Source organism: Methylobacterium ajmalii, assembly GCF_016613415.1.
Classification (GTDB): domain Bacteria; phylum Pseudomonadota; class Alphaproteobacteria; order Rhizobiales; family Beijerinckiaceae; genus Methylobacterium; species Methylobacterium ajmalii.
Genome location: NZ_JACWCT010000141.1, coordinates 1 through 11,693 on the forward strand (window position 1 = coordinate 1; position 11,693 = coordinate 11,693).

Annotated in this window: 11 protein-coding genes, 2 tRNA genes and 1 pseudogene; 7 read left to right on the plus strand and 7 right to left on the minus strand. The window is 68.9% G+C overall.

The window, feature by feature from the left end; all coding sequences use genetic code 11:
* The 6 genes and pseudogenes from HPY23_RS25845 to HPY23_RS25870 form a co-directional block, all read left to right on the plus strand.
* Positions 1 to 571, plus strand: a pseudogene (locus HPY23_RS25845) (hypothetical protein); the annotation flags it as partial.
* A gap of 216 nt (positions 572 to 787) precedes the next feature.
* Complete coding sequence (locus tag HPY23_RS25850) at positions 788 to 2,002, plus strand: ABC transporter substrate-binding protein (protein WP_060848454.1); 1,215 nt, start codon at positions 788 to 790, stop codon at positions 2,000 to 2,002.
* A gap of 90 nt (positions 2,003 to 2,092) precedes the next feature.
* The gene (locus HPY23_RS25855) at positions 2,093 to 2,965 is read left to right on the plus strand and encodes a branched-chain amino acid ABC transporter permease (RefSeq protein WP_060848453.1); all 873 of its coding nucleotides are present in this window, start codon (positions 2,093 to 2,095) and stop codon (positions 2,963 to 2,965) included.
* A 78-nt stretch (positions 2,966 to 3,043) separates the two neighbouring features.
* Positions 3,044 to 5,098: a branched-chain amino acid ABC transporter ATP-binding protein/permease gene (locus HPY23_RS25860; protein WP_091887092.1), complete on the plus strand. Its 2,055-nt coding sequence runs from the start codon at positions 3,044 to 3,046 to the stop codon at positions 5,096 to 5,098.
* Between the two features lie 4 nt (positions 5,099 to 5,102).
* Positions 5,103 to 5,825 carry an ABC transporter ATP-binding protein gene (locus HPY23_RS25865; RefSeq protein WP_060848451.1) on the plus strand — a complete coding sequence of 241 codons (723 nt, stop codon included), beginning with the start codon at positions 5,103 to 5,105 and terminating at the stop codon, positions 5,823 to 5,825.
* 89 nt (positions 5,826 to 5,914) lie between these two features.
* Positions 5,915 to 6,130: a putative hemolysin gene (locus HPY23_RS25870; protein WP_244533357.1), complete on the plus strand. Its 216-nt coding sequence runs from the start codon at positions 5,915 to 5,917 to the stop codon at positions 6,128 to 6,130.
* Between the two features lie 88 nt (positions 6,131 to 6,218).
* On the opposite strand, the gene HPY23_RS25875 is transcribed toward HPY23_RS25870, so the two are convergent.
* The 6 genes from HPY23_RS25875 to HPY23_RS25900 form a co-directional block, all read right to left on the minus strand.
* The gene (locus tag HPY23_RS25875; RefSeq protein ID WP_091887090.1) at positions 6,219 to 7,826 is read right to left on the minus strand and encodes a B12-binding domain-containing radical SAM protein; all 1,608 of its coding nucleotides are present in this window, start codon (positions 7,824 to 7,826) and stop codon (positions 6,219 to 6,221) included.
* Positions 7,827 to 8,023: 197 nt separating this feature from the next.
* Complete coding sequence (rplA, locus tag HPY23_RS25880) at positions 8,024 to 8,731, minus strand: 50S ribosomal protein L1 (protein ID WP_091887088.1); 708 nt, start codon at positions 8,729 to 8,731, stop codon at positions 8,024 to 8,026.
* A gap of 12 nt (positions 8,732 to 8,743) precedes the next feature.
* On the minus strand, positions 8,744 to 9,193 hold the full coding sequence (rplK, locus tag HPY23_RS25885; RefSeq protein WP_048430287.1) for a 50S ribosomal protein L11: 450 nt from the start codon (positions 9,191 to 9,193) through the stop codon (positions 8,744 to 8,746).
* A gap of 181 nt (positions 9,194 to 9,374) precedes the next feature.
* On the minus strand, positions 9,375 to 9,908 hold the full coding sequence (gene nusG, locus HPY23_RS25890) for a transcription termination/antitermination protein NusG (RefSeq protein ID WP_048435103.1): 534 nt from the start codon (positions 9,906 to 9,908) through the stop codon (positions 9,375 to 9,377).
* A 63-nt stretch (positions 9,909 to 9,971) separates the two neighbouring features.
* Positions 9,972 to 10,256, minus strand: a complete 285-nt coding sequence (secE, locus tag HPY23_RS25895; protein WP_060848447.1) for a preprotein translocase subunit SecE — start codon at positions 10,254 to 10,256, stop codon at positions 9,972 to 9,974.
* Positions 10,257 to 10,449: 193 nt separating this feature from the next.
* A tRNA-Trp gene (locus HPY23_RS25900) sits at positions 10,450 to 10,526 on the minus strand.
* Positions 10,527 to 11,215: 689 nt separating this feature from the next.
* Here HPY23_RS25900 and HPY23_RS25905 point away from each other — a divergent pair.
* Positions 11,216 to 11,611: a hypothetical protein gene (locus HPY23_RS25905; protein WP_139234967.1), complete on the plus strand. Its 396-nt coding sequence runs from the start codon at positions 11,216 to 11,218 to the stop codon at positions 11,609 to 11,611.
* Here HPY23_RS25905 and HPY23_RS25910 read toward each other — a convergent pair.
* Positions 11,590 to 11,666: transfer RNA gene (locus HPY23_RS25910), tRNA-Met, on the minus strand. The genes HPY23_RS25905 and HPY23_RS25910 overlap by 22 nt on opposite strands.
* Positions 11,667 to 11,693: the final 27 nt, after the last annotated feature.

An 11,693-nucleotide genomic window follows, 5' to 3' on the forward strand; every position in this document is an offset into this window, starting at 1 on the left:
CTACGCCCCCGTGCCGCTGCCCCGCGCCGAGCCGCTGCCCTCCGGCGAGCGTCCCGAGGAGCGCCGCGTCGCCGCCCGTCCGCTGCCGCAGGGCGCACCGCAGTTCGAACCCGCCGCCCCGTCGGCCCGCGTCGCGCCGGCGCCCCGCGCCTCGACCAATGCCGGGCCCAACCCGCTCGGCCTCAATCCCGACAGCACGGCCGCCCGCACCGGCGCCGCGCCGCGCCGCGAGACCCCGCCCGAGGGGGTGAAGTCCGAAGCCCCCAAGACCGAGGGAACCAGGCCGGAGGCGCCCCGCCGGACCGCGGCGCGCCCGAACCCGCCCGAGCGGATCGAGGCCCCCGCCGCCCTGGTACCGCCCCTGGCGCCCAAACCCACGCAGTCCGCCAAGCCCGTGCCGGCCACCAAGGAGCCCGCCCCCGCGAAGGCGGCCGAGGCCGCACAAGCCAAGGCGCCCGACGCCAGGCCGGCGGAGGGCGGCTGGAAGACCCCGCCCGAGGGCAACCGCCCGGTGCGGGTGATCGGCGGCATCACGCAGGTCCCGGGCAAGGACGAGCCGGCGAAGGATTGAGATGGTCCGCGCCGGGTCTCGACAAGTCCAGGAGCGCCCATCTCGGCGGGGCGGCGGGCCCGGTCAGTCCTTGATCGTCGGGCCCCGCCCACGCATCTGTTTCTAGATCGAAAGACGCGCTCGACAAGCGCTGCCACTTTCGGTTCTATCCGGCACCCCGATCTCCGGCCGCGACAGGCCGGGACGGCAAGAAACGGTCCCCCGGAGGAACCCCAGATGCGCTCATCCCTGACCGCGCTCGCGGCGGCTCTCGCCTGCGCGACCGCCTTCGCGGCCCCGGCCCTGGCGGCCGACCCGATCAAGATCGGCGTGACCGGCCCCTATACCGGCGGCTCGTCCTCGATGGGCGTGTCGATGCGCGACGGCGTGCGTCTGGCCGCCGAGGAGATCAACAAGAACGGCGGCGTGCTCGGGCGCCAGATCCAGCTCGTCGAGCGCGACGACGAGGCCAAGAACGAGGTCGGCGCCCAGGTCGCCCAGGAGCTGATCAACAAGGAGAAGGTGGTCGCCACCCTCGGCTTCATCAACACCGGCGTGGCCCTGGCCGCCCAGCGCTTCTACCAGGAAGCCGAGATCCCGGTGATCAACAACGTCGCCACCGGCACGATCATTACCAACCAGTTCAACCCGCCGGACTACGACAACAACTACGTCTTCCGCACCTCGGCCTACGACGTGCTGCAGGCCGGCATGATGGCCGACGAGGCGATCGCGCAGGGCTTCAAGAAGATCGCGATCCTCGCCGACTCGACCAATTACGGCCAGCTCGGCCGCGAGGATCTCGAGAAGTACTTCAAGGCCAAGGGCATCAAGCCGGTCGCGGTCGAGAAGTTCAACATCAAGGACGTCGACATGACGCCCCAGCTGCTGAAGTCGCAGCAGGCGGGTGCCGACGTGATCCTGGCCTACGGCATCGGCCCTGAGCTGGCCCAGATCGCCAACGGCATGGCCAAGCTCGGCTGGAAGGTGCCGATGATCACCTCGTGGCCGGCCTCGATGCAGAGCTTCATCGATATCGCCGGCACGAACGGCAACGGCGTGATCATGCCCCAGACCTTCATCGAGGATAAGACGCTGCCCAAGCGCAAGTCCTTCCTCGACGGCTACTATGCCGCCTTCAAGGTCAACAAGATCCCGACCCCGGTGGCGGGCGCGCAAGGCTACGATTCGGTCTACCTGCTTGCCGCCGCGATCAAGCAGGCGGGCTCGACCGACGGCGCGAAGGTCCGCGCCGCGCTCGAGGATCTGAACACCAAGGTCGAGGGCGTGGTGACGACCTACGACAAGCCGTTCACCGCCAAGGACCACAACGCCATCAGCCGCAACATGGTGGTGTTCGGGAAGGTCCAGGACGGCAAGATCGTCTACGCCAAGGACGAGGACGCCAAGAACGCGGGCGTCGTCCGCGTCAAGGAGAAGGCCTCGAACTGAGGCCGCATCCGGGTCCCGCGCGCGAGGCGCGGGGCCCGCCCCCGCAGCGCGACGCGCGGGGCCCGCCCGACGAAGACGAGCCCATTTCCCATGCAGATCTTCCTTCAGCTCGTGGCGAGCGGCGTCGCCGTCGGCATGATCTACGCCGCGATCGCCTTCGGCTACCAGCTCACCTTCGCCACCTCGAAGACCCTGAATTTCGGCCAGGGCGAGGCCCTGATGCTCGGCGCCCTGTTCGGCCTGACGCTGGTGCCGTTCACCGGCTACTGGCTGATGCTGCCGCTGGTGCTGGTCTTCGGCTTCGCCCTCGGCGCCGTCGTCGAGCGCCTCGGCGTGCGCCCGGCGGTCAAGATCAAGTCCGAGTACGGGTGGATCATGGCCACCATCGCGCTCGGCATCATCTTCAAGAACGTCGCCGAGAACATCTGGGGCCGCGACGACCTGAAGTTCCCCTCGCCGCTGCCGGAAGAGGCGCTGACCTTCGGTGGCGTCCGGGTGCTGCCGATGGAGCTGATGATCGTCGCCGGCGCGCTCCTGATGATGCTCGCGGTCGAATTGTTCAACCGCCGCTCGATCTGGGGCAAGGCGGTGGTGGCGACCTCGAACGACATCGACGCCGCCGGCCTGATGGGCATCAACACCCAGAAAGTCATCACCCTGTCCTACTCGATCAGCGCCATGACCGCCGCCTTCGCGGGCGTGCTGGTCGCCCCCGTGACGCTCACCGGCGCCACGATGGGCTCGGTGCTGGCGCTCAAGGCCTTCGCGGTGGCGATCATCGGCGGCCTCGAATCCGGCCTCGGCGTCATCGTCGGCGGGCTGATCCTCGGCATCGCCGAGACGCTCACCGGCTTCTACATCTCGACCGGCTACAAGGACGTGCCCGGCCTGATCCTGCTGCTCGCCGTGCTGGCGGTGCGCCCGGTCGGCCTGTTCGGCAAGGCCGTGATCAAGAAGGTCTGACCCCTCCTCCGCCCGCGCCGCTCCCGGAACGCGGGAGCGGCCTCGTCGCTCCCGTCTCGTCCAGGGTTCCTCACCATCATGGCGCAGTCCGCCTCCGCGCCGGCGCTGGCCCGGCAAACCGCCCCGCCGGTCCCTCAAGCCGGGCTCGGCCGCTACGTCGGCCTCCTCGGGGCCGTGTGCCTCGTCGTGTTCCTGGCGGCCTTCCCGCACGTCGTCACGAGCCAGTACTACATCCACCTGCTGGTGGTGATCGCCATCTACGCGATCCTGATCCTCGGGCTCGACATCGTGGTCGGCTATACCGGCCAGGTCTCGCTGGGCCATGCCGGCCTGTTCGGCGTCGGCGCCTACGCGGCCGCCGTCTTGTTCCTCAAGCTCAAGCTCGGCCTGTGGTTCGGGCTCCTCGCCGGCATCGGCGTCACGGCGGCCTTCGGCCTGCTGCTGGCGATCCCGGCGCTCCGGGTGAGCGGTCCCTACCTCGCCATGGTGACGCTGGCCTTCGGCACCATCATCCAGATCTTCATCAACGAGATGACGGACCTGACCAACGGCCCGCTCGGCATCACCCTGCCGCCGGCCCGGGTCCTCGACTTCTCGCTCATCGGCATGCAGGCGCCCTGGGGGGCGGCCGGCCGCAAGCTCGAATTCTACTACCTCGTCTGCGCCTGCCTCTTGCTCACGATCCTGGTGGTCAACCGCGTGGTGCGCTCGCCCTTCGGCCGCGCCTTCGAGGCCCTGCGCGACTCGCCGATCGCCTGCGACTGCATGGGCGTCAGCGTCTACCGCTACAAGGTCTACGCCTTCGTGATCTCGGCCGCGCTCGCGGGGCTGGCCGGCGCGCTCTTCGCGTGGTCGGAGCGCTACGTCGCGCCCAACTCCTACGGCTTCGAGCTGACGGTACTGTTCCTGCTGGCCGTCACCATGGGCGGGCGCAAGTCCCGCTCCGGACCGCTGATCGGCGCGGCCATCATCGTGATGATGCCCAACATCCTGGCCGACATCGCCCTCGTGCGGATCATGGCGGGCATCATCGCCGCGCTGGCGGTCGTCGTGGTCGGCCTCGCCTTCCTGCGGGGCAAGGACAACCGGATGAGCTTGCTCATCCCGGGCGCGCTCTGCCTCGCCTTCTTCCCGGCGACGCTCGCCATGGAGTCGGTGACGGATTTCCGCCTCACCGTCTTCGGCCTGATGATCCTGTTCGTGGTCTACTACCTGCCGGACGGCATCGTCGGCTTCCTGCGCGAAAAGCTGCCCTTCCTGCGCCCGGCCCATACGGGGGCGACCCAGGCGCTCGCGGCCTCCGGGGAGGCGCTGATCCGCCAGGGCGGCCGCTCCGGCGCCGATCCGCTGCTCACCGTCGAGCGGGCGCTGATGCAGTTCGGCGGCCTCAAGGCCCTCAACGAGGTCGACCTCGCGGTGCGGCCGGGCACGATCCACGGACTGATCGGCCCGAACGGCTCGGGCAAGAGCACGATGATGAACGTGCTCACCGGCATCTACAAGCCGACCGCCGGCAGCGTGACGCTCGCCGCCGGCACCGACGCCGCTAAGCGCCTCGACGGGCGCACGCCCTCCGAGATCGCGCTCTCGGGCGTCGCCCGCACCTTCCAGAACGTCCAGCTCTTCCGCGAGATGACGGCGCTGGAGAACGTTCTGGTCGGCCTCCACCACAGCTTCCAGGGCACGCTGTTCGACGCGATCCTCGGCACGCCGCGGCGCCGACGCGAGGAGCGCGAGGCGCGGGCCCGCGCCATGGCGATCCTCGACTTCGTGGGCCTCGGCCCGCTCGCCCAGGTCGAGGCCCGCAACCTGCCCTATGGCAAGCAGCGGCTTCTCGAGATCGGACGCGCCCTGGCGCTCGATCCGGTGCTCCTCCTCCTCGACGAGCCGGCCGCCGGCCTCACCGCGCCCGACATCGCCGAATTGACGGTCATCATCCGCAAGATCCGCGACGCCGGCATCACGGTGATCCTGATCGAGCACCACATGGACGTGGTGATGGGCCTGTGCGACCGCGTCAGCGTGCTCGACTTCGGCCACAAGATCTCCGAGGGCGGTGCCCGCGAGGTCCAATCCGACCCCAAGGTCATCGAAGCCTATCTCGGCAGCCCGGTTGCCGACGCCGCGGAGTAGAGAGATGCTCGATGTCAGCGGCCTGTCGGCCGGCTACGGCCAGATCGAGGTCCTGCACGGCCTCACCTTCACGGTCCCCAAGGGACAGGTCGTCACCCTGATCGGCTCCAACGGGGCGGGCAAGACCACGACGATGCGGGCGCTGTCGGGCATGATCAAGCCGCGCGCCGGCTCGATCAAGCTCAACGGGCGCGAGATCGGCGGCCTGGAGAGCCACGACGTCGCCCGCACCGGGCTCGCCCACTCGCCCGAGGGGCGGCGGGTCTTCCCGACCCTCTCGGTCGAGGACAACCTGACGCTCGGCGCCTTCCCGCGCCTCACCGGCTCGCGGCCGAAGGGCGACGTCAACGCCGACCGGGAGCGGGCCTACACCCTGTTCCCGCGCCTGCGCGAGCGCCGCACCCAGCTCGCCGGCACCCTGTCGGGCGGCGAGCAGCAGATGCTCGCCATGGGCCGGGCCCTGATGCTGCGCCCCGAGATCCTGCTCCTCGACGAGCCCTCGATGGGCCTCGCTCCGAAGCTGGTGGAGGAGGTGTTTCGCATCATCCGCCGGCTCAAGGAGGAGCAGGTGACGATGCTGCTCGTCGAGCAGTTCGCCATGGCGGCGCTGGGCGTGGCCGACCACGCCTACGTGCTGGAGAACGGACGCATCCGCTTCCAGGGCCCGGCGGCGCAGCTGCGCGACGATCCGCAGGTGCGGGCGGCCTATCTCGGCGGCGGCCACTGACGGCCGGACCGGCGGGGCGCCATGGCGTCACCGCCGGTTCATCGCCTCTCGCCTATCCTGCCGTCCGGCATGAGAACGGGAGAGATGCCGTGCAACGGGTCATGATCGCAGCCGCGCTGCTCGCCACCACCGTCGCGACCGGTCGGGCCTGGGCCATGGGGAACCCGGCCTCGGCGTATTGCGCCTCGCTCGGCGGGCGCGTCGAGATCCGCCGGGAAGCCGCCGGCGAGGCCGGCTACTGCCATCTGCCCGACGGGCGGGTGGTCGAGGAGTGGCAGCTGTTCCGCGCGGCAAAGCAGCGGTAGGCGGATCGCCGCTCCCCCCAGAGCCACATCCCGGGGCCTCGGCCTCGCCGAGCCCCGGAATGTGCCCTCGACGGCGGGCGCGCGCCGATCAGGCCGCCTGCCGGGCCCCGGCCGCGGCTTCCGCCTTCGCCTTGTCCTGGGCTGCGTAGAACGAGGCGTTGTGCTCGCCGCGCAGGGCCTCGCGGGTGAAGCGGATCAGGTGGTGGGCGACGAAGCCCATGTTGAACACCGCCTCGATCTGGCCTCGCTTGAGGGCGTAGCCGGCGGCCTGCCAGAACGCCCGGCGGTAATCGGAGAAAAGCCCGACCCGGGTGACGATGTTGAAGCCGAGAATCAGCCCGCGGCGCAGGTTGGTGAAGGTCAGCTTGCCGGCGGTCGGCGTGGTGATCCGGTTCGGATAGGTGACGTCGCACTGGCGCTTGAAGCGCTCGAACAGGTGCTCGGGTGAATAGGCATGGGCGATGGCCCGGCGCCAGGAGCCCACGACCTCGTCGTGCGGACGCTTGAACAGCACGTTCGATTCGAGGCTCGCGTCGTGGACGAGCCGCCCCTCCCGCTCGAGCCGGTCCCAGAGCGGGGTCTTGGGCAGGGCCTGGAGCAGGTTGATGGTGAGGACGGGAATCGCCGACTTGTCGATGAAGTCGATCAGGTTCTGCTCGGACTTGTCCGAATCGGTGTCGAGGCCGAGGATGATGCCCGACGTCACCTCGAGCCCGTACGAGTTCAGGGTCTCGATCGCCTCGTACATCGGCACGGCGGCGTTGTGGGTCTTGTCGATGCCCTTGAGCGCGTCCGCCTCCGGCGTCTCGATGCCGACGAACACGGTCATGAAGTTGGCCTGGCGCATCAGCTCGAGGATCTCGGGCTGCTTGGCCATGTTGAGCGTCGCCTCGCAGGCGAACTGGAGCGGGTAGTTGTTCCGCTTCTGCCACTCCACCAGGTGGGGCAGCATGTCCCGCGTCGCCTTGCGGTTGCCGATGAAGTTGTCGTCGACGAAGTACACCACCGCCGGGTGGGCCGGCTGCGCCACGATCGCGTCGAGCTCGGCGCAGAGCTGCTCGGGGGTCTTGAGCCGCGGTTGGCGGCCGTAGAGCTGCGGGATGTCGCAGAACTCGCAGCGATACGGGCAGCCCGACGAGAATTGCAGCGAGCCGATCAGATAGCGCTTCAGCGGCACGCGCTCGTAGGCCGGCGCCGGGAAGTCGGCGAGGGCGAGCCGATCGGCCGTCTCGAACCGCTCAGGCTCGGCCGGGACCGCAACGGTCGCGTCGAGGCGGCGGATCAGCGCGTCGGTGGCGTCGCCGATCTCGCCGATGTGGAGATAGTCGAAGTCCGGGTACTTTTCCGGCGCGCCGGAGACGGAGGGACCGCCCAGGACGGCGACCTTGCCGGCGGCATGCGCCCGGCGGCCGATCTCGTGGATCTGGCCTTCCTGGATGTGCATGCCCGACACGAACACCGCGTCGGCCCAGGCGAAATCCTCGGGGCCGGCCCGAGCGATGTTCTCGTCGACGAACCGCACCTCCCATGCCTCCGGCATGTAGGCGGCGATCACGAGCAGCCCTTGCGGCGGCATGAAGGCCTTGACGCCGCCCATCAGCGGATAGGCGTGCGAGAAGGTGCCGAACGAGGGCGTGTAGGCGGGGAAGACGCAGAGGATGCGTCGCGAGGAGGAGACCGGGACGGTGCTGCGCATGGAAGCGTATCTAGCACAGCCCCGCCGGAAGGCTGCCCCGCCACGTCAGCTTTTCGCCGCGTCGCACCGCACAGCCGCGAGTCGCAATGCCGCAGCGTCACGCCGCCCGCATCGGGCGCTCGTCAGCAAAAACGCGAAGCGCCCGGTCCGTTGCCGGACCGGGCGCTTGCGATGGTATCGCGACAGTCGCGTCGGCGTCAGGCGCCGTGGGCGGCCAGGACGCTGGAGGGATCGACCTTCACGCCCGGGCCCATCGTCGAGGAAACGGCGATGCGCTGGATGTAGGTGCCCTTCGCGCCGGCGGGCTTCGCCTTGGCGACCGCATCCGCGAAGGCGCGGATGTTCTCGACGATCTTCTGCTCGTCGAACGAGACCTTGCCGATACCGGCGTGGACGATGCCCGCCTTCTCGACGCGGAACTCGACCGAACCGCCCTTGGCGCCGGCGACGGCGCCCTTGACGTCCATGGTGACGGTGCCGACCTTCGGGTTCGGCATCAGGCCGCGCGGGCCCAGCACCTTACCGAGGCGGCCGACCAGCGGCATCATGTCCGGGGTGGCGATGCAGCGATCGAAGTCGATCGTGCCGCCCTGGATCGTCTCGAGCAGGTCCTCGGCGCCGACGATGTCGGCACCGGCGGCCCGCGCCTCGTCGGCCTTCGGGCCGCGGGCGAACACCGCCACCCGCACGGTCCGGCCGGAGCCGTTCGGCAGGTTGCAGACGCCGCGGACCATCTGGTCGGCGTGGCGGGGATCGACGCCGAGGTTCATCGAGACCTCGAAGGTCTCGTCGAACTTGGCCTTCGCCCGCTCCTTAATCAGCTTCACCGCCTCGTCGAGCGGATAGAGCTTGGTGACCGCGATGCCCTCGCGGGCGGAGCGGATGCGCTTGCCTGTCTGTGCCATGTCGCCCTCCCCTTACGCGGTGATCTCGAGGCCCATCGCGCGGGCGGAGCCGCGGATCATGGCAACGGCGGAATCGACCGAATCGCAGTTCAGGTCGGGCATCTTCTTCTCGGCGATCTCGCGGATCTGCGCCTCGGAGACCTTGCCGGCGGGCGCGCCCTTGCCGGGGGTCTTCGAGCCGGAGGCCGGCTTCTTGCCGATCTTCAGGCCGGCGGCCTTCTTCAGGAAGAAGGAGACCGGGGGCTGCTTCATCTCGAAGGTGAAGGAGCGGTCCTGATACGCGGTGATGATCACCGGGATCGGGGTGCCCTTCTCGATCTGCGCGGTCTTCGCATTGAAGGCCTTGCAGAATTCCATGATGTTGAGGCCGCGCTGACCGAGCGCGGGACCGATCGGCGGCGACGGATTGGCGGCGCCGGCCGGGACCTGAAGCTTCACGTAGCCCGTGATCTTCTTCGCCATGGGACTGCTCCCAGAATAGCCCTAGACAATGAGGGCGGTTGCAGGTCGCGGTGCGGCCCGGGCTCCCGGAGGCGTTTCCGGGCGGGCCTTCCGCGGGTGAGGGGCGGATGGGACGGGAACGGAAAAGACGAGGCGCGCTGCCGCGCCCCGTACGGTTCCCGAACCGCTCCGCCGGGTACGATCAGAGCTTCTCGACCTGACCGTATTCGAGCTCGACCGGGGTCGCCCGGCCGAAGATGGAGACCGCCACCTTGAGGCGGGAACGGCTCTCGTCGACTTCCTCGACGACGCCGTTGAAGGAGGCGAACGGGCCGTCCGCGACGCGGACCTGCTCGCCGACCTCGTAGGAGATCGAGGCCTTGGGGCGGTCGGTGCCTTCCTGGACCTGGCCCTTGATGCGCTCGGCCTCGGCATCCGGGATCGGCACCGGCTTCGACTTGTCGGCGCCGAGGAAGCCCGTGACCTTCGGGGTGTTCTTGATGAGGTGATAGACCTCGTCGGTGAGGTCGCACTTCACCAGCACGTAGCCGGGGAAGAACTTGCGCTCGGCATCGACCTTGCGGCCGCGGCGCACCTCCACGACCTTCTCGGTCGGAACCATGACCTCGTCGAACTTCTCGGTCAGGCCGCGCTGCGCCGCCTGGTCCTTGATCGACTGCGCGACCTTGTTCTCGAAGTTCGAATAGGCGTGGACGATGTACCAGCGCTTCGACACGGCGTTCACTCCAGTCCGGCGGCGGCCCCGTCGCGGGCCGGCATCAGCCGGGTCGTTTTTCGATCAGGCCCCGATGCCCAGCACCAGCGTCACGGCGTAACGCAGCACCTGGTCGACGACGGTGAAGAACACGCTCGCCACCACCACCATGACGAACACCATCAGGGTGGTCACCAGGGTCTCCTTACGGGTCGGCCAAGTGACCTTCCGGCCCTCGTCGCGGACCTGCTGCAGGAACTCGAACGGGCCGACGCGCTTCGGCGCCGGACGCGCGGGCGGCGCCGGCGGGGTGCTGCGGGAGGCGTTGCGCCCGAGGTCCATCTTCTTCGTCGCTTCGTTCGATGCCATGGCTCGGACAACCGATGCGCTCGAAACCAACGGCGGCGGCGGGCTGAAGGATCACCCCCGGCCCGCGAAGCCGCCTGTTCGATCTGGGATGGGGGCAGCGTCTAGCGCAGTTGCCTGCGCTTGTCGACTGCCCCGAACGGATTGTTACGGAATTGCCGGCGGGTGACGGTAACTCCGGTCGGCTCGCGGTTCCTGGCAGGAGTGGAGGGACTCGAACCCCCAACCCCCGGTTTTGGAGACCGGTGCTCTGACCAATTGAGCTACACTCCTGCAGCGCCGCGGCGCGCTCGCTCTCTAGCCGGATCCTCGGCCCGGATGCAAGCGGAATGTCGTGCGATCCGGCGCGAGAGCTCGCGGGCTGAGGGCAGCTTGCGGGATCGCGACTGGCCAATCGAGCGCGCCGGGGTCCGGCTCGGAGGTCGCCGCATTAATCGCCTACAATGAAATAGGCCTACCGAAGTATTATAAAGTATAGTTTTCTGTCGCGTCCGGGCGCTCGATCGGGATGGGCGATACGGGCATGAGACCCTCGCCTGCACCGGGCGCCCTCGCGGCGGCCAAGGCACGGGCGGCGTCACTTGGCAGCCGTCCCCTTCGGCACGGTCAGGCCCCGCCATCGACGATGCTGCGTCCAGAGCGGCCTTGGACGAGCCTCCGGCGCCGAATGTCACCTTCGGGGCGCAATGCAGGCGCAGCTTGCCGGCAGGCGCCGCCGGGGTCGCACCGCTCGTGGCTGACCGCGCCGATGACCGGCGCGATTTTGTGCCGGTCCGGTCAGATCGAGGCGCTCCATCGGGCGAGCAGCCTCCGGGATTGGCTTCGTCGTCTTGCATCTCGCCTCGCAGTCCCGGCCCGGCGGACGGTGGCGATGCAAAAGACTGCGATCGATATCCCGCGAGCGAGAATTGGCGCAGGCAAGATCATTCGATCTGCGGGGGCAGGAGGAAAGCCCCGCTGCAGTGGAGATTCGCCGCGACCGCACACTCGGGTCCACGTCGATTGCGGAATTCGATAGCGTCCCGCCCGGCTGCCGCACGGCCTTGCGCACGTATCTGGAGCACGATGACGCGCCGTTCGACGACGACCGGAAAGGCCCCTCCCCCGCCAACGCCCTCATCGCCAGTGATGCAGCGCTCCAATCCCTGCGGGAGCGGCGCGGCCTCAACGATGATTTCTGTCGGTCGGTCACCATCGACGGAGCGCGTCCATTACCCTGGTTCGAAACCCCTCAACGGCGTGGCGGCAAGCCAGGCCGGGTCGGTGCCGGCAAATCGAATGATCCGAACGACGAAAAACCCCGCCGGCGACGCCGAGCGGGGTTTTTCGTGTGGTTTGGTTGCGGGGACAGGATTTGAACCTGTGACCTTCAGGTTATGAGCCTGACGAGCTACCGGGCTGCTCCACCCCGCGCCAAGGGTGTTTTCGTAATGAGGGAAT